Below are 17,237 nucleotides of genomic sequence, written 5' to 3' on the forward strand. Positions count from 1 at the left end.
TCTTCGGCCCTATCGGGCACATCCCGCCCGCTGAGGCCGAAGACAATTACTATGCAGCCCTCGAGAACCTCGATATGGCTGCATAGCCAAATGAAAACTGCCTCCTGAAAACCCGGGGCGCTTCAAACCGTGCGATGCCGAAGGCGAGGCAGCCGTTGATGATCGTCGCGAGGCCCATCGGGATGGTGCCGATGAACATCGACACGGTGTTATGCCCGAAGATGCGCCGCGCCTCGTGCCCGAACATCGCCCAGCGCGCACCATAAAGGCCGGCGAACAGCGCGAAAAGTGCGATATTGAAGAACCACAACACCTCGCCGACGGGTTTAAGCGAAGGCCCGATGCCGGGCACCTGCGGCAGCGCGAGGGCAAGAATGCCCGTGCCCATCGTCGCGGCGAACCAGTTGGGCGTGAACTGACGGATCATCTCGCGGGGATGATCGAGCCGGCTGAGCGGCTTGAGGCCGCTGAGAACGGAGTGCGTGTCGGCAGTCATGCGACCTGCTCCTTGATAAGATCCGTCAGCGCGTCGGCCGCGCGGGTGCGATAGCGTTCCTTGTGGCGCAGCGCGTGAAAGGCGCGGTCGGGCAGCCCGAGCGGCAGCTCGACCAGATCGCCGGCCTTGAGCGCGCGCGCGACGACCAATCGCGACAAGACGGCAACGCCGGCACCGGCCTCAACGGCGGTGCGCACCGCCTCGTTGGACGGCAGCGTCATCGCTATCGTCAGCTGGGCCGGATCAAACCCGCGCGTTCGCAGCACGTCCTCGAAGGTCGAGCGCGTACCCGATCCCTGCTCACGGACGATCCAGCGTGCAGTGCGCAGCCAGGCCTCGTCGATGCGTTCGGCTTCCTCGCGGCCGACCAGTACCATCGGGTCACGCCCGACCTTCCAGTGGGCGAGCGCCGGTTCGTCCACCTCGCCCTCGACGAAGCCGAGTTCCGCCGCGCCGCTCAGCACCTGCGCTGCCGCGCCCTCGGTGTTGTCGATCGCCAGCTCGACCGCAATCTGCGGGTGGCGTTCGTGGAAGGCGGCGAGCTTTGCCGGCAACCAATAGCTCGCGATCGTTTGGCTGGCGACGATCCGCAACGAACCACGCGCAAGCCCGGCATAGTCCGCCAGCATCATCTCGGCATGCGCTGCCCGCCCCAGCACCGCGCGCGCTTCCTCCAGAAAGCCGCGGCCCGCCTCGGTCAGCTGGATGCCACGCCCGACGCGGTGGAACAGCGGAACGCCGTAGCGCGCTTCGAGGGCCGCAACCGCCCCGGAAGCAGCGGACTGCGTGACGTTCAGCGCCTCCGCTGCCTTGGTGACGTGTTCGCGCTCCGCGACACCGACGAAGATTCTGAGCTGCTCCAGGGTCATGCAGCTTGTATCGCGCAGCCTGATCGATACGACCAACCGTTTGATATGGTCATTCTAATCTGGATATCGGAATGATCGGCAGCCTTTCGTCTGCGATGGTCTCGAAGACTTGAAGCGTTACGCGGGCCCGCGACGTTTAATCGTCCATGACAGATATGATCAAGCGCAGTTCCGATCCCTACAACGCCGAGCCGACGCCCGGTGCGTTGATCGAGCGGTTCCTGACGCCGCAGGCGCTGTTCTACGTGCGCAGCCACGGGCCAGTGCCGGATCTGCCCGCCAATCATCGGATCGAGGTGAGCGGGACGGGCATGGCGAGCCGCTCCTTCTCGGTGGAAGAACTTAAAGCTACGTTTTCCACGCACTCGGTGACAGCCGTGCTCCAATGCGCGGGTAACCGGCGCACGGACCTCCAGCAGGTCGGCAAGACGTCGGGCGATCCTTGGGATGTCGGCGCGATCGGCAATGCTGAGTGGACCGGCGTACGCCTGGCCGATGTTCTCGATGCGGTGGGCGCGCCTGATGCGTCCAACCTGTTCGTGGCGTTCACCGGCGCCGACGAGGTGGACATGGAGGGCAAGGAAGCCTTGTTCGGGGTCTCGATCGCCATGGACAAGGCGCGGCAACCCGACGTCCTCATTGCCTGGGCGATGAACGGCGAGCCGCTGACGCCCGAACACGGCGCCCCGCTCCGCATGGTGGTGCCGGGCTATGCAGGCGTGCGCAGCGCCAAATGGCTGACACGGATCGAGGTGCGCGACGCGCCTTCCGACGCACCGATCCAGGCGCACGACTACAAGCTGTTTCCCGCCGATGTGACGAGCGACACCGTCGACTGGAGCCAAGGTCTGACGATCAATGCCATGCCGCTTAACGCCGCGATCTGCTCGCCCGGTGCGGGCGAGAGGTTGCCCGCCGGGGCGGTGCGGATTGAGGGCTATGCCATTGCCTATGACCGCCGAATTTCTCGGGTCGAAGTGTCGGTGAACGGCGGTCGCGACTGGCAACAGGCGACCTTCGCCGATGATCCGGAGACGCGCTGGGGCTGGCGGCGCTGGACCCTTGACGCCACACTCGCCAAGGGACGCCAGCACTTTGTCGCCCGCGCCTTCGACGAGACCGGGCAGGGACAGCCCGAACGACCGGACACGATGTGGAACTTCGCCGGCTACCTGTGCACCGCCTGGCACCACGTTCACGTGCTGGTCGAATGATCGAAGCGTCAGCGGCATCGGACATCGGCTTCTGGATCGACGTGATCGGCCGGCTGGTCGTGGCGACCGCGGCCGGGATGGTGCTTGGTTGGGAACGCTCGCGCGAGAACCGGCAGATTATGGGGTTGCGGACGCTAGGTCTGGTCGGTCTGGCGAGTTGCATCGCCGTGCAGGCGATCGTGCATAGTGGCCTGCCGAATGTAAACGCCGACGCCGCAGGGCGGGCGATGCAGGGCATTCTGTCCGGCGTCGGCTTCATCGGTGCCGGTGCGGTGCTGCGGGTCGGCCAGGGTCAGGAAGTGCATGGTTTGGCGACCGCCGCGTGCATCTGGGTGACGGCCACGATCGGCGCGGCAGCGGGATTGGCGGTGTGGCCGCTCATCATCGGCGGGGTGAGCCTTGCAATGCTCGTCCTGTTTGTCGGCGCGCCGCTGGAACGCCGCATCCGCGAGCGGGCTCGCCTGACGCCGGCCGAGGCCGACAGGAAGGATGCCGAGCGCAAGCCCTAATCGCGCTGGCCTGCCCGGTGCCTGTCGGTGCTGAGGAGCAGCAAGGGCGCTATCAGGACACCAGCGCCGCATCGGCCTGCCGCCGGACTTCATCGGCAATCGGATGCAGCTCGGCCGCAGGCCGCTCGCCCACCACACTATAGCCGATCCCGTCGACCGCCCATGTGACCCGGCCCATGGTCCCGCTGGACGTGCTGGTCATGCTCGCAGTCTTGTCGATCTGCATAGGCCTCGTCAGCACCGCGAGTTTCGACGCTTGCGGTCCGTCGTAGAGGAGCAGTGCCGCAGGGCCGTGAGGCGTCGCGACCAATCGCCCCCCCCCATAGCGGTAACCGGCTGTGCTGAGGTCCGGGATGGTGACGCGCTCACCCAGTCGGGCGGAGGTCCATCGGATCAGCATGGCGCGCTGGTCGGGGCCGATCTCCGCCGGTCGTATCCGGTCGGCGGCATAGACACGGAAATTGTCACTCGCCTCGTTGGCCAGCGCCGCGATGCCCGCGCGGGGTTCACCGCTCCACTTCGCGCTCGACCAACCACCGCCAAACCCGACCGCCAGCAGAAGTGACGCGGCGATGGCGAATTGCCATCGCGGCTGACGTTGCCGCCCCCTGATGGCTGCGACGCGCATCGTCGCCGGGATCGGTTCATCCGCGATCGGGGCAAACAGGGATGCAAGGGCTCGCGCCTGCTCCGCCTGTTCCCGCAAACGGGCATGCAGGTCCGGCTGGCCTTCAAGATAGGCGTCGACCAGGCGCTGCCGCTCGGGCGACAGCCTGCCATCGATCCACGCGGCCAGATCGTCCTCGCCGATCGGGCTGGTCATTGCACACTCCTCAATCGCGGCCGTTCACCCTCCCGGAGGAGGGTCGCCAGTCGGTCGCGCGCCCGGAATATGCGCGACATCACCGTGCCCAGCGGCACGCCGACAACGGCAGCGACCTCCGCATAGGGCAGGCCCTCGACCGATACGAGGAGCAGCACCGTTCGCTGCTCCTCGGGCAACGCATCAAGGGCGCGCAGCAGGTCGCGGTGGTGCAGGCCTGTGTCCTGATCGGCCGGACGGCCGAGCGTGGCGTCGTCCACGAGGTGGAGCGGAACCGCCGTACCTCGCCGGCTATGCTGCCGCTGATGGTCGACCAACAGATTGTGCAGGATCGTATAGACCCATGGGCGCACCTCCGCCCCGCGTCGTTGTCGCCAGCGCCCGACCGCGCGCTCGAGACAATCCTGCACCACGTCATCTGCCATTGCCCGATCGCGCAACCACGACCGGGCATAGCGGCGCAGACCGGGGATCAGGGGCTCGATCGCGGCGGTAAGCGGGTCCATGTCAGTCGCGCTGTACCTGCACGATGCGTCCCGGCGCGCCGTTCACCACCTCAGCGACCGCCAGAAAACGGCGGGGCGTCGCGGTGCTGCCTTGAACGATCTGCCGGATCGGACCCGACGCGTTCACGATCGCCGCACCTGCCGGGTTGCTCATGAAGTTCGCAAGCGGCTCTACAGCGCCGCTACCATCCGCGTTGGCCGTCAGCACGAGCATGTAGGGCTTCTTGGGCTGCAAACCGGTAACGGCACTCTGCACGACCTGAATGATGCCTTGGTCGAAGAGGGTAATGCTGCTTGCCGTACCCCTGCCGCCGATCGGCCCCATAGTCAGATGCAACGCTTTGCCGGCCGTGCCGAGCGGCTGGAGATTGTCGGTACCGGGGCCTGTCGGAACAGCGTTCGGCACATAGGCGATCGCCTGCGGTGCCTGTCCGACCGGCACGGTGGCGACGACCGTGTTGCCAGCGGTGTCGATCGCGGCCAGCTTATCGGCATTCTCCAGCCCGACATAGATGCGCCGACCGTCGCCCGACGGCCAGACACCGTGCGGCATCTTGCCGACCGGGATGGTGGCGACGGGCGCGAAGTCGGATGTGCGAAACACCCTGACCGTATTCTCCCCGCCGACCGTCACATAGGCGAACTGCCCCTTGGCCGTGCGGGCGAAGTTGACGTGATTGGTGATCGGCCCGGTATCCAGCACCTTGAGGATTGTGAAGGGTGGCCTGGCATCGAATGCGACCGTCTTGCCGATGTCCTTTAGCGTAAACCACACCTGCTTGCCGTCCGGCGTCGCGGCGATGTTGGGACAGAAGGGGCTCGGCTGTGCCACCTGTCCGACTTGCGCGTGGGTCGCGACATCGAACACGGCCAACACCGGATTGAACGACGAACAGACATAGCCGTACCGGCCATCGGGCGAGAAGATCGTCATACCCGGACCACCGGGCGTCTTGATGCGACCCGTCTCCTTGTACGTCGTAGGGTCGAGCACGGTGATATAGTCTTCGCCACGTACCGTGACCCACACCTCCTTGCCGTCCGGCGTGAAGAACGCCTCGTGCGGACTGCGTCCGACATAGGTCGTGTGCTTGACGGTGTTGGTGGCGGTGTCGATCCACGACACGGCGTTCGATCCGATCGACACGACCGCCAAGGTCTTCCCGTCCGGCGAGAAGCCGAGGCCGTGGACCAGCACCTGTCCCTTGTAGAGCGGGGAAAAGTTCATCGGCTGGGGATCGCCGAGCTTGATGACGCCGAGCAGCCGGTTGTCGGCCGGGTCGGTCACCGACACGGTGTTGGAGAATTGTTCAGACGCATAGACCCGGTCGCGGTGGCTGACGGGTACGTCCTTGGCATTCCACGGCGCCTGCTGGGCCATGGCGATGCCCGGTGCGGCGCTCATCAGCAAGGCGGCCGAGCGCAGTATGGTCCGGATCATGTCAGTGCTCCATATGACTGTGGTGGTCGCCGCCCTGCGTCGGGGCTGGCGTCGAAGGGGGTAGCGGCTGACCGATCGCCAGCTTCATGGCGGCGATCTCCTGCTGCTGATCAATGATGATTTCTTGCGCGATGCGCTTGAGCTGCTCGTTATGGCCGTAGCGCAGTTCCGCCACCGCCATATCGATGGCGCCCTGATGATGCGGGAGCATCATCGTGACGAAGTCGCGGTCGACATCGCCGGACGGCTTGACCATCATGCCCGCCATCATCCGGTCCATCGCGGCAGACGCCATGCTGGCGTAGCCATCGGCGGGAGCGGCCGCGACTGCGCCGGTGAGCAGGGCCGAAGCCACCAGGCCCAGCATCCAATCTCGTCTATGCATAAGCCCCTCCGGCGCATCAGTCTCGAAAGCGTAGACGATGCTCGTCCGGGTTTATTCCATGGGCGGAGCCAATTATTTATCCTCACCAAAACAATGGTCTTATCGTGACCCTGCCGTTGGTTGACCACGTCGCCGTCGGACAGCATATGCGCAGGCACGGTGATGGATTTCCGCCGGGCCATCTGGCCGAACCGCCCTCGCAAGGGCCGATGATTCCTACCAGGCGCCGCAAGGCAGCGAAGGAGGAATCGTGCGCGCGACGTTTCGTAATCTGTACCATGAGTTCAACGTAGCGGCGTTCTTTCGCGACCGGCGCGACCATACCATGTCGGTGGTTCGCTGGACGCTGATCCTGCTGCCGATGGCGGCGCTGGTCGGAACGTTGTGTGCGGCCTTCCTGTGGAGCCTTGATGCCGCCACACAGGCCCGCTTCGACCATCCCTGGCTGCTGTATTTCCTGCCCGTGGGCGGGGCAGCCATTGCGCTTCTCTATCATCATACCGGACGCTCGGTTGAAGCCGGTAACAATCTGATCGTCGAGCAGATACATGAGCCCGGGGGCGGCGTGCCGCTCCGTATGGCGCCGCTGGTCTTCCTCGGCACCATCGCGACGCATCTGTTCGGCGGCTCGGCGGGACGCGAGGGAACCGCCGTGCAGCTCGGCGGTAGCCTTGCCAGTGCCATCGCCAGCATGTTCCGTCTCGACACATCGGGCATTCGCATCCTGTTGATGACCGGCGTGGCGGCAGGCTTCGGCGCGGTGTTCGGCACCCCCTTAGCAGGCGCTGTGTTCGCCCTCGAAGTGCTGGCGCTCGGCCGCGTCGAATATGGCGGGATCATACCGTGCCTGCTTGCCGCGCTAGCTGGGGACTGGACGTGTCACGCCTGGGGCATTCATCACACACTTTACCACATCGCCTATGCCGGCCCTGCCACGGGCGCGCTGCTGGTCGAGCCGCTAATGCTCCTCAAGGCGACGATCGCAGGCGTCGCTTTCGGGCTGACCGGCCTCGTCTTCGCTGAAGCGAACCATGCATTCGGCGGCTTCCTCAAGCGTCACATACCTTACGGGCCTGCTCGTGCCGCCGTGGGCGGCGTTTTGGTCATCACGCTGGTCGGGATAGTTGGCACCCGCGGCTATCTCGGCCTTGGTGTATGGTCCGCCATCCCAGGCGACCCGACGATCGCCGGCTTCTTCAACGGCCCGGTCGATCGATGGAGCTGGGCGCTCAAGATGTTGTTCACCGTCGTGACGCTGAGCGCGGGCTTCAAGGGTGGCGAGGTGACGCCGCTGTTCTTCATTGGTGCTGCGCTCGGCAACACGCTCGGCTGGCTGCTCGGTGCGCCGCTCGACCTGTTCGCAGCGCTCGGCTTCGTCGCTGTATTCGCCGGTGCCGCCAACACGCCGCTGGCCTGTACAATCATGGGGATCGAGCTGTTCGGTGCCACCCCTGCCGTGCCGATCGCGGTGGCCTGCTTCGTCGCCTACATCAGCTCGGGCCATAACGGCATCTATCTGTCGCAGCGAATTGCCGTGCCCAAGCGTCCCGGCCGCGCTCATACCGGTATGGTGACGCTGCGCGACACCCGCGCCTCCCGTCGTAGCCGGTGCCCTTCCAACACCGTCAAGGAGCATAACTGATGCCCCACAAGGTCATGCACAGCGAAATCGGAATGATCCGCATCTACATGAAGCCGTCCGACAAGGCTGCTGGGTCGTCCAGCTTCTGGTCGCGCAAACCGCTCTATCGGGAGCTGATCGCACAGGCGAGGCGCGACGGCATCATGAACGCCGTCGCCCATCACACCCACTACGGCTACAGCAATCACGGCCCGATCCGGGAAAACGGCTCCGAGATCTCCGATCCGCACCTGACGATGTGCGTCGAGCTGATCGGCCAGCGCGGCGAGCTGGAGCGCTTCTGCGAGGGGCATGGCGACCTGCTCGGCGGCAAGGTGATCGTCTACAAGCATCTGGAGCATTGGAGCATTGCCCTACGGGCTTGATCCATGAAGAGTCCTCCGATGATAGCGGAGTCAATCAATAGCCGCAGTTGCCTAGATGCTGGTTATCTTGATCCTATTGTTTGCCGCTATCGCCACATCGATCTACGTGGCGCGCTAGTGGAATTGATGTCAATCGTTGCTCTGATTTTCTGATCCTGCCGGCTTGGTGAGCTTTGCTTTTTTGTCTTTTTCGCGGATGATTTCTTCCAGTTCGGCCATCTCCGCCGTTTCCTCGGTAGTCGGCACGTCCTTATTCTTCATGGTCATGGCATCCTCCATTGCAAATGAACGCGCGGAACCGCCAAGTGCTGGCAATATTTCCCTCCACCTTTGGCTTCCCCGATTGAGAAAGTTCGGGGGCAAGGCAATAAGCCACTACCGGCGCCGCCATCGTCCTCGGCTTGGTTTACCCAAATGTGTTCCCGATTGCTCTTTCTCAAATGTGATCATCGGGCATGGAAAATGAAGAGCCCGAACCGCCAGAAAAACGACCGGTTTTCTGGCGGTCGAGGATTTTGCCTCCTCAGCGCATTCCGAAGATCGGAAAACCCGTTGCGGAAACCACCGGCACATTGCAGGGTACCGGATGACTTTTCTGGCAGGGTAACGATGCTCATCGGATATGTGAGGGTGTCCAAGGCTGACGGGTCGCAGACGCTGGCACCCCAGCGCGATGCGTTGCTCGCTGCTGGCGTCGATCCCTCGCGAATTTATGAAGACCTCGCGTCGGGGCGGCATGACTCGCGACCTGGCCTGACCGCGTGCCTGAAGGCACTGCAGCCCGGCAACACACTGGTCCTCTGGAAGCTGGATCGTCTTGGGCGCGACCTCCGCCATCTGGTAGTCACGGCCGAGGCGCTACGCGAACGCGGCATCGGGCTGAAGGTGCTGGCGGGCGCCGGCGCGCAGATCGACACCACGACAGCTAACGGCCGGCTTGCCTTCGGCATCTTCGCGGCTTTCGCCGAGTTCGAACGTGAGCTTATTGCTGAACGCACGCAGGCGGGGCTTGCTGCTGCACGTGCACGGGGCCGGATGGGCGGTCGGCCTCGCAAGATGGATAAGGCCACGCTGGCGATGGCAATGGCCGCCATGTCCGACCGCAACGCGATCGCAGCCGATGTCGCGCGCCGTCTCGGGATGACGACCACGACACTCTATATGTACGTGAATGGCGACGGCACGCCCAAGGCGCCGGGCCAGGCGCTGCTCGACGGTGTGCCGTATCGCAAAGAACGGCTGCAAGCCGCGTGATGAATCACGCCGCGCCTCAGCGATCAGGCATATCGTCGAGCAGGGGAGGCGATCACGTCGTGTTCAATCGACCGGGCCGAGATTTCAGCCGGAGTCAGGGCCGCGGGGACGCACACCCCCCGACGCGGCTTGCCGTTCAGTCGGTTCGATCGCGCAAGGATCATCAGGTTCATCACCGCCGCGCCGATCAGGAACTCCTCTTCCGCTCCGCGGATACCGCGCAGGTGAAGCCGCCTCATGCCACGCTTACCCTTGGCGTCAGCGAAGAACCGTTCAACCCCGCGCCGCAACCGCATAGACCGCTTGTAGAGCCCGGTTTCCACTTCGGCTCTGGCAAGATCGCGGACGTCCTCATCGTCCAGCCGAACCAGGGTACGACGCCGCGCCGTCGTGCATTTCTTCCGAAGCACGCACGCCTCGCAGTCACGCGCATCGGCTGCATAACGGTGTACGCCGGTGGGCAGATGGAAGGCATGATGTCGGAGCGGCTTTCCGGTCGGACAGGTAAAGCTGTCAATGTCACGATCATAGCTGAAGGCCGTCCGCGGCAGCTTGCCCTTGGTCTGTTGCGTACGGTCGATTACCGGAATGTGCGGGATTGCGCCGTGATCCCTTACGAAGCCGAGGAAGTTGGCGCTGCCATAGGCTTTGTCGGCCGCAACCCGCTTGGGACGATAATCAAAGCGATCGGCCGATCGCTCGAGCATGACGCGCCCCGCATCAACTTCCTCCGCGAACCGAGCCGGTGTCGCCTTCACATCGAGAGCGACGCCACTCGGGGTGTCGACCAGCGCATTCAGGGCGTAGCCGAACCGGCCACGCACCGTTCGCGCCGACCAAGCCGCGGCAGGATCCGTTCGAGAGACGCCTTGGCAGCTTTTCGAGCGCGCCATTTCAAAGACGGCATCTCTTGTGTCGTGCACCCACTCCCTAACCGCGCGCGACGCGTTGGCGACATACGGCAGGTAGCCAGGAACGGTCTTGCGCTGCCAGCTCGCATCAGCCGCTATGAACGATGCATCGATCGCGGCGTCTTTTCCGCCAATCAGTCCTTCACTGATGCAGCGTCGGACCGTGCTTTCGAACAGGATCCGGAACACGTCGGCATCGCGGAAACGACCGTGCCGGTTCTTGCTGAACGTCGAGTGGTGCGGAACCTTGTCTCCCGGCGCGAGACGGCAGAACCAGCGATAGGCCAGATTGTAGCGCAGCTCCTCACACAGGCGCCGTTCGGACGTGATCGCGTAAATGCGGCCGACCAAGGCCATGCGGATGAGGAGTTCGGGATCGATCGATGGCCGTCCCCTTGCGCTGTAGTGACCGGCCAGTGCCTGTCTCAACTCGCCGATGTCGAGACATCGATCGACGCGACGCAGCAGGTGGTCTGTGGGCAACATGGCTTCTATGGTGCGGCGGGACGCCCCGTCCCGCTTACCGCGACAGGCTGGTCCCATCATAGCGACGCTCCTTTCGGCAGCCATGAAACGAAGGAGCAACCCAGCATGTCCGGCATTTTTCAACAGGCCCGTCCGGTTGTGACACCGGCCACCTCCGGCAGCGTTCTCAACGCCGTACAGGTGTCGAAATTCTGTGTCAGAACCGGAGGATGGGCTTGGCTATGCGGAGATGTCCCGCGGTGACGGCCGGCATCACGCTCCGCAGCCTAGCGCGATGCCCGATGAGCGATGCAATCTAAACCAGCATGATCGGCAGGTGGAACACGTACAAAACTCAGCCGCCCTGCTCGGGCTTAATCGCCCTCGAGCGGTGGAGTGCGGTCACGCGCTTGACATGAGCGATGCTGCATCCGGCGAGCTCCGCAGTTTTCGCGATGCTCATGCCCGCCTCCCTCAAACTTACGATGCGTCGATGGTGGGCGATATCCGGCTTGCGGCCGGTGTAACGCCCCGCCCTCTTCGCAACTTCGATGCCCTCGCGCTGCCGCTCGCGCCGCGTGTCGTAGTCGTCGCGCGCCGTCTGCAGCGCCACCCGCAGCAGCATGTCCTGCACCGCCTCCAGCACGATGCGCGCCACGCCCGCGCTGTCTGCCACCAGGTCGGACAGGTCCACGATCCCCGGCACTGCGAGGCGCGCCCCCCTGCCTCGGATCGTCTCCACCAGCAGCTCCGCCTCCGGCAGCGGCAGGCGGCTGATCCGATCGATCTTCTCGGCCACCACCACCTCGCCCGGCTGCAGGTCCGCCACCATGCGCAGGAGCTCCGGTCGGTCCGGCCGCGCGCCCGACGCCTTCTCCCGGTACACCGCCGCGACGTAGAAGCCGGCCGCCTTGGCGCCGGCCACGATGTTCTCCTGCCGCGTCAGGTCCTGATCGTCCGTGCTAACCCGCAGGTAGACGCGCGCTACCTTCACTCCGCTGCCTGCCACCTACTCATCACTCCTGCCCGGCGTTCTTGGGTATACCCTTGTGAGCCACCGGTGCGACACCTAGCTCGGAATAGCAAGCGCCGATCCTGTCGAGCCTAGCTCAGCAAGCCAGTCCTAAGTAGCTACTCTGCGCGGATATGAACGGCCACCGATCACCAGACGCGTTGAAGGGCCCTGCTTTACGCTATCCGTCAGCGGCGACATCCGGTAAGGTTTGGTGATTGGGTCAGCCAAGTGAGTTTAGTGCAGATGGAAGCACAGAGGGTTAAGATCGTGGACGGTGGTAAGCTCGTGATCCCGGCGGCAATGCGCCGTGAGCTCGGGATCACCACGGGTGACACCGTTCTCGTCGATGTGGACGATGGCGAGTTGCGGGTACGTTCCGTGCCTAAGGCACTTGAACGCGCTCGCGCGATCCTGCGCAAGTATGTGTCCGAAGGCGTCGGCTTGACTGACGAACTGATCGCGGAGCGTAGGCGTGAGGCGGAGCGTGAGTAGCAAAGTTGTACTCGACGCCTCGGCCCTGCTCTGCCTTCTGAACGATGAACCCGGGGCGGATCGGGTAGTCGACGTCCTGACCCGCAGCATTATCGGAACAGCCAACCTCGCAGAGGTCGTTTCCAAGCTACGAGACCGAGGATTGCCGCTCGACGAGGTGCGTGAGGCGCTCGGCGGGCTGCACCTCGATGTTCGGCCGCTCACTCCTGCTCAGGCACTTATAGTAGGCGACCTCCGGCCAGCGACGAAGGCGCTCGGCCTTTCACTTGGTGATCGAGCGTGCCTTGCCTTGGCGATCGACCTGCAAGCGGAGATGTTCACGACGGACGGCCCGCTGGCGAGCGCTAAGGTTGGCATCACCATCACCAACGTACGGCCGCTCGCGGAATAGACGCACATTGGTGCTTTTGGGTGCGGCAGGCTCGCGCGGATGAAGTGCGACGGACCAGTGCGCTGGGGTCCATTGTTTAAGGCGCAAATCCACTCTTTTTGGGTGCTGCTGTAGGACGGATTGCGTCCACCATTTCAGGGAAACCTACAGGCTTCGATACGATCCTGACCATGATCATCGACATCCCAACCGCCGGCGAATTTCATGCCGCCGGCCTCAAGCAGGTTCACCTGGCGTGGCAGATCGCGATGGACTCGGTGCATGATTACGATGGTGCAACGTACTACAAGCTGGCCGACGAAACGCCCGAGGAAGCGGTTGAGGAATTTTGGCAGCGCTCGCAGCCCGCGCTCGCCAACGCGTACAGCCTCATCCAGCAAGGCATGGAGCTGGCGCTCAAGGGTCGGATCGCGGCGGTATCGCCCTATCTCCTGATTGGTGGGCCGAAGGATTGGCCGAAGGGCACCGCCACTGGGCCGGTCTCGTTCGGTGAATTTCGCACGCTCGACGCCACGGACCTCATACCCGTCCATAACAGTGTGGTTGCCTCTCCCTTGGACGAGCCGTTCAAGACGTTCTGGGAACAAGTCAGGCGCGATCGCAACAAGATCATGCATTCATCGGCGCCGGGCACGTTCACGCCCGAGCAGGTGGTGAAGACGCTGCTGACAGCGATCGAAGCGCTCTTTTCGGAGGTCCCGTGGGCGCAACGGTTGATCGAATTGGAGGACGAGAGCAAATTCGCCTCGCTCGGCTTCGTCGACAATGCCCGAAACCACGTCCTGCGACAGATCGCCACCGCCATCCGTCATCTGAAGCCCGCTGAGGCCAAGCGCTTCTTCGGCTATGATGACGATCGGCGGGGCTATGTGTGCCCGCACTGCTATTTCGCGTCGAACCGCGATTGGCAGGACGACTGGCCCCGCCTTGCTCAGTTGACGACCAAATCGCCTGGGGCGACCGAGCTCTACTGCCTAGTGTGCGAAGAGACGACTGTTACCGAGCGCGCGCCGTGCGGTCAGACCGAATGCAAGGGCGATGTCATCGCCGAAGGGATCTGCCTGACGTGCACACATAGCCAGGACGAGTGTTTCGACGTCGCATCCGGCTTGGTGGATTCGACGCTCTCCAAGGCCGATCACTGCTACGACTTCGTGTTTGGCTACGGCACCGCTGGCGCTGGGGGCTACTTCGCAGGCGACCAGCAGACCCTTGCCAATGACGCAGACGCTAAAGAGCATGGCAGATTTGCCATGCGCGAGAAGCATCTTCAGCGGTGGAACACGGTCTCGATCATGCATGTGCAGCGGCGTAACTTCCCCGATCTCACCGATGCAGATCGGGTGCTAGGTCATTGGAGCCGAAATGGCGACAATCTCGATTGGATCGACGGTGTCCGTGCCGATCGCCCAGATATGGGAGGCCTATCGGAATGAGCCAAAACGACGGCGAAAGCCTCAAAGCGATCATGGCGGGCACCGTCGCGGTGCTCAATCAGGTAACTTCCCTGGAGCCGTTTCTTCCTGACCTTTCGCCTGACGATCGCGAGCGGGTTGACGCTTATGTCGCGCGGGCCTCGGCCGAGGCGACGTTGCGCGCATACAAATCCGACTGGCGGCTTTTCTGTGCCTGGTGCGGGGAGAATGGATATCGGCCGCTTCCGGCGGCACCCGCAAGACGCCGTGGATCCACCAGCTAAGGTCGCCAGTGTTGTCGTCCATCCCATCGCCGCGCCGGAACAGCCAGTACCGGCCGCCATCTTCGTCCTCGACCCGATAATAGTCCCTGACGGCCCAGACCTCTGCATCGCGCCGCCACCATTCGCCATGGACGCGTTCGGGTCCGTCGCCGGCGACGACGCGGTGAGCTGTGCCGCGCCATTCGAAGCGGCGGGGCGGCTGATCGGGAAGGAGTGCTACGACGCCCCATAGCGGCTCTGGTCGAGCGAACAGTCGAACCGGACGCTGCCATTTGGGCCAGTCGCCTGGAATATGGACAGGGTTCGTGCGTGCTACCGCGCGTTCCGGAACATGGCTTTCAACGGGAGCGATCCGAAAAACCGAGCCACTGCCGATACGGCCAGCGACCACATCCACCAAGCGAGCTGGGTCGCGGACGAGCGTGTCTCCTGCGAGCACCGCCCCTAGATCAATCGCGTCGAGAGGCTCCGTGTGGGGCGCTGCCAGCCAAAACCGCTCGACACCCAGGCCTGGGTCGATGCGCTCGATGCGCAGCTTCAGCAGTCGCAGAAGATGCGGCACCTCGCGTGTCGGCCGCGACGTGCCGATGCCCACGATCTGTTCGCTGCCATCAACCCGCAGGCCGGCAAGGCGGAGCGAGCGGACGCCAAGCCCCCGCCCCTGCAGCAGTTCGGCGAGATCATGCAGGAGATCGCCCATGACCTGCTCGATCGCGTCGGCGGTGCCGATCGGCTCCAGAAGGCGGCGCTCCACCACGGGGATGGATGGATCGTCGCGCGAAGTGATCGGCTCCGCGGTCGAGCCAAGCGCCTGATCGAGCCGGGTGATGGCCGGCAAGCCTAGTCGCCGCGCTAGGGGACCGCGCGCCACCGGCAGGAGATCAGCTACTCTCTCGAAGCCGAAGCGCCGCGCTGCGCTGAGCGCCGTTGGGTCGAGCCTGAGTGCTGCGATCGGCAGCGAGGAGAGCGCGACCGTGGTGGCACCCGGCGTCACGCAGGCGAGATCGTCGGCGCCAAACCGGGCGATTGCGTGAGCCGCACCGGGGGTATCGGCGACGGCCACGCGAGCGGTAAATCCCGCCCGTCGGCAAAAGACGAGCAGTCTCTGGCAGAACTGGTACTCGCCGCCATGGAGGTGCTCGCACCCGGTGAGGTCGATCCACAGGCCATCGGGGGGCGACACCGCTGCGATCGGCGACCATCGCCTAACTGCGAAAAGCGCCAGCCGATCGAGCAGCGCCGCGTCGGCCTCCGGCTCGGCGGGACGAAGGTCCAGGTCCGACACAAGCGCACGCGCGTGCGTGGCAGCCATGCCGACATGGATTCCGAGCGCTTGCGCGCCAGCGCACGCCGCGACGATCTCTTCTCTTCGCCCAACCTTCCCGAAGAGAGCCAGCGGGGTAGCGACCGCCTCCGCGACAGGTGCGGTCTGTTGCGGTTTCGCCGCTGGCGGCGCTTTGAATGGATGCTGGGCGGCCTCCGATCGACGGCCCAGCTCGCGGGCAGGCGGCTGCGCATGCCGTGGCAAGGTCGCGATCTGTGCCTCAACATCCGCGCGCGTGAGCATTCCGCTGCGGGCCCACCGGGCGCCCGGCCGCCATCCGCCCCCGCACGGGACCGAGCAAGCGCCGGGATCGTCGTCGACGGGTAGCTGGAGGCTCGGCCGTTTAGGCGGCCGCGTGGCGGACCGTTCCTGCCGTCTCAGCCGTTCGATGGCCAAGTGCGGCAGGAACGCGGAGACGACCCGTCTCATCGCTGCCCTCCACGATCAGGGAAAAAGCCTCGCCACCTCGTTGGCGCGCGAGTTCGACCGTCCAGCGTGGCCGTCCTACACCGGCGACGCCGAGCCTCTCCGAAGGGGCGCTCGCGATCCGCCAGCGAGTCCAGGCAGCCGATGGCTCCCGGCCTTGGCGTACCGCTCGTCGGCCTTGGCGATCGGGATCGAGGCCCGGTTGTGGCTTTCGTCGCGGCGCAGCCCGAGAACGGAGATGATTTGTTCGCCCTGGTGCATTCGGGCAACCGCCGGTCCGATCACCGCCGCCTTCATTTCGGATTGGCAGAAGCGAAGCGATGCCGACGACCACGGTCCGATCAGATTATAGGTCTCGAGCGCCGCGTATCGCCGCTTGCCGCTCTCGAAACGCTGGATCCAGCGATCGACCAGGTCGCCCGCCGCTCGCCGGACGACAGTGAGCGGCATGCCCGCCTCGGCGGCGATGCGCTGGACGGTCTCCGGGGTCGTGGCCCATTCGGCACGGCCGAGATCGGCATGGATCGCCATCCGCCGTTCGCGCGGATGCATGAACGCGGCGGCCTCGGCCTGACTGGTCCTGGTCGAGCGACTTTCGAGCTTCTGCCGTCCATCGCCGGTCGAGACGAGGCGCTTCGTGCGCCCGGTCACCTCCGCAACATTATCGTGACCGAAATGCTCGAGGATGCCCTCCAGCGCCGACATGATCGGCGGAAGGGCGCAGAGATTCTCGATGAGCTGGGCCCGCGCCGCTTCGGCCTCGGGATTGTAGACGGGGTTGCCCGCCTCGTCTTCCATCGGAACCGAGCGCTGCGCGCCGGTCTCGTCGGTGAAGATCCGCATCTGACGGGTCGGGAAAGCGCGCTCCAGATAGTCGATCATATATTCTTTGCAGTCGCAGTTTATGTCGAGCGTGGCGGCGAGAGACGCAGGTTTCCTTCGGTTTTCCATGATTTCACTCCAGATAATATGCGGGTTAGAGGGAGTGTTCGAAGACGGGTCAGGCCCGC

The 17,237-nt window shown here is 64.5% G+C and carries 18 protein-coding genes, 2 pseudogenes and 1 riboswitch; of the genes and pseudogenes, 8 read left to right on the top strand and 12 right to left on the bottom strand.

Going from position 1 to position 17,237, the window contains the following annotated elements; translation table 11 throughout:
* Positions 1-49: 49 nt before the first annotated feature.
* Both S2M10_RS16970 and S2M10_RS16975 read right to left on the bottom strand, forming a co-directional pair.
* The gene (locus S2M10_RS16970; RefSeq protein WP_247650875.1) at positions 50-496 is read right to left on the bottom strand and encodes a hypothetical protein; all 447 of its coding nucleotides are present in this window, start codon (positions 494-496) and stop codon (positions 50-52) included.
* Positions 493-1,365, bottom strand: coding sequence for a LysR family transcriptional regulator (locus tag S2M10_RS16975; RefSeq protein WP_168847121.1), 873 nt, complete (start codon positions 1,363-1,365; stop codon positions 493-495). Before S2M10_RS16975 ends, S2M10_RS16970 begins: the two co-directional genes overlap by 4 nt.
* Before the next feature lie 146 nt (positions 1,366-1,511).
* Here S2M10_RS16975 and S2M10_RS16980 point away from each other — a divergent pair, with 146 nt between their 5' ends.
* Together S2M10_RS16980 and S2M10_RS16985 are read left to right on the top strand one after the other, a co-directional pair.
* A complete protein-coding gene (locus S2M10_RS16980) occupies positions 1,512-2,579 on the top strand; it encodes a sulfite oxidase (protein WP_168847122.1) in 1,068 nt (355 codons plus the stop codon).
* On the top strand, positions 2,576-3,088 hold the full coding sequence (locus tag S2M10_RS16985) for an MgtC/SapB family protein (protein ID WP_168847123.1): 513 nt from the start codon (positions 2,576-2,578) through the stop codon (positions 3,086-3,088). Before S2M10_RS16980 ends, S2M10_RS16985 begins: the two co-directional genes overlap by 4 nt.
* Before the next feature lie 52 nt (positions 3,089-3,140).
* Here the strand turns inward: S2M10_RS16985 and S2M10_RS16990 are convergent, their stop codons facing one another.
* Genes S2M10_RS16990 through S2M10_RS17005 form a run of 4 tightly spaced genes read right to left on the bottom strand, consistent with a single transcriptional unit; the run spans position 3,141 to position 6,225 of the window.
* Positions 3,141-3,911 carry an anti-sigma factor gene (locus S2M10_RS16990; protein ID WP_021224441.1) on the bottom strand — a complete coding sequence of 257 codons (771 nt, stop codon included), beginning with the start codon at positions 3,909-3,911 and terminating at the stop codon, positions 3,141-3,143.
* On the bottom strand, positions 3,908-4,417 hold the full coding sequence (locus tag S2M10_RS16995) for an RNA polymerase sigma factor (RefSeq protein WP_168847124.1): 510 nt from the start codon (positions 4,415-4,417) through the stop codon (positions 3,908-3,910). The genes S2M10_RS16990 and S2M10_RS16995 overlap by 4 nt, the downstream gene beginning before the upstream one ends.
* 1 nt (position 4,418) lies before the next feature.
* Positions 4,419-5,858 carry a YncE family protein gene (locus tag S2M10_RS17000; protein WP_168847125.1) on the bottom strand — a complete coding sequence of 480 codons (1,440 nt, stop codon included), beginning with the start codon at positions 5,856-5,858 and terminating at the stop codon, positions 4,419-4,421.
* Between the two features lies 1 nt (position 5,859).
* Positions 5,860-6,225: a DUF305 domain-containing protein gene (locus tag S2M10_RS17005; protein ID WP_211091110.1), complete on the bottom strand. Its 366-nt coding sequence runs from the start codon at positions 6,223-6,225 to the stop codon at positions 5,860-5,862.
* A 167-nt stretch (positions 6,226-6,392) separates the two neighbouring features.
* Positions 6,393-6,469, top strand: a riboswitch (Fluoride riboswitch).
* A gap of 24 nt (positions 6,470-6,493) precedes the next feature.
* Between S2M10_RS17005 and S2M10_RS17010 the strand changes: the two genes are divergently transcribed.
* Both S2M10_RS17010 and S2M10_RS17015 read left to right on the top strand, forming a co-directional pair.
* Positions 6,494-7,885, top strand: coding sequence for a voltage-gated chloride channel family protein (locus S2M10_RS17010; protein WP_298089059.1), 1,392 nt, complete (start codon positions 6,494-6,496; stop codon positions 7,883-7,885).
* Entirely contained in the window at positions 7,885-8,250 is a 366-nt protein-coding gene (locus S2M10_RS17015) for a DUF190 domain-containing protein (protein WP_168847126.1), read from the top strand. Before S2M10_RS17010 ends, S2M10_RS17015 begins: the two co-directional genes overlap by 1 nt.
* Positions 8,251-8,379: 129 nt before the next feature.
* On the opposite strand, the gene S2M10_RS17020 is transcribed toward S2M10_RS17015, so the two are convergent.
* Complete coding sequence (locus S2M10_RS17020; RefSeq protein WP_168847127.1) at positions 8,380-8,517, bottom strand: hypothetical protein; 138 nt, start codon at positions 8,515-8,517, stop codon at positions 8,380-8,382.
* Positions 8,518-8,859: 342 nt separating this feature from the next.
* Between S2M10_RS17020 and S2M10_RS17025 the strand changes: the two genes are divergently transcribed.
* On the top strand, positions 8,860-9,504 hold the full coding sequence (locus S2M10_RS17025) for a recombinase family protein (protein ID WP_168847133.1): 645 nt from the start codon (positions 8,860-8,862) through the stop codon (positions 9,502-9,504).
* A 23-nt stretch (positions 9,505-9,527) separates the two neighbouring features.
* Here S2M10_RS17025 and S2M10_RS17030 read toward each other — a convergent pair whose 3' ends face one another.
* Positions 9,528-10,961 (bottom strand): transposase, encoded by a 1,434-nt coding sequence (locus tag S2M10_RS17030; RefSeq protein ID WP_247650876.1) that lies wholly within the window; start codon positions 10,959-10,961, stop codon positions 9,528-9,530.
* A 274-nt stretch (positions 10,962-11,235) separates the two neighbouring features.
* Positions 11,236-11,874, bottom strand: a complete 639-nt coding sequence (locus tag S2M10_RS17035; RefSeq protein ID WP_017980769.1) for a recombinase family protein — start codon at positions 11,872-11,874, stop codon at positions 11,236-11,238.
* Between the two features lie 264 nt (positions 11,875-12,138).
* Here S2M10_RS17035 and S2M10_RS17040 point away from each other — a divergent pair, with 264 nt between their 5' ends.
* The 3 genes from S2M10_RS17040 (at position 12,139) to S2M10_RS17050 (ending at position 14,214) form a co-directional block, all read left to right on the top strand.
* On the top strand, positions 12,139-12,387 hold the full coding sequence (locus S2M10_RS17040; protein WP_168847128.1) for an AbrB/MazE/SpoVT family DNA-binding domain-containing protein: 249 nt from the start codon (positions 12,139-12,141) through the stop codon (positions 12,385-12,387).
* A complete protein-coding gene (locus S2M10_RS17045) occupies positions 12,380-12,778 on the top strand; it encodes a type II toxin-antitoxin system VapC family toxin (RefSeq protein WP_168847129.1) in 399 nt (132 codons plus the stop codon). Before S2M10_RS17040 ends, S2M10_RS17045 begins: the two co-directional genes overlap by 8 nt.
* Positions 12,779-12,948: 170 nt before the next feature.
* Complete coding sequence (locus S2M10_RS17050; RefSeq protein ID WP_168847130.1) at positions 12,949-14,214, top strand: hypothetical protein; 1,266 nt, start codon at positions 12,949-12,951, stop codon at positions 14,212-14,214.
* Between the two features lie 54 nt (positions 14,215-14,268).
* On the opposite strand, the gene S2M10_RS17055 is transcribed toward S2M10_RS17050, so the two are convergent.
* From S2M10_RS17055 to S2M10_RS22450, 3 genes and pseudogenes are all read right to left on the bottom strand, one after another.
* Positions 14,269-16,044, bottom strand: coding sequence for a DNA polymerase Y family protein (locus S2M10_RS17055; RefSeq protein WP_247650877.1), 1,776 nt, complete (start codon positions 16,042-16,044; stop codon positions 14,269-14,271).
* A 100-nt stretch (positions 16,045-16,144) separates the two neighbouring features.
* Positions 16,145-16,378: pseudogene (locus tag S2M10_RS22780) on the bottom strand (protein ImuA); the annotation flags it as partial.
* A gap of 362 nt (positions 16,379-16,740) precedes the next feature.
* Positions 16,741-17,178, bottom strand: a pseudogene (locus S2M10_RS22450) (strawberry notch C-terminal domain-containing protein); the annotation flags it as partial.
* Positions 17,179-17,237 lie beyond the last annotated feature (59 nt).

This window comes from Sphingomonas sp. S2M10, from assembly GCF_012650175.1.
GTDB lineage: Bacteria > Pseudomonadota > Alphaproteobacteria > Sphingomonadales > Sphingomonadaceae > Sphingomonas.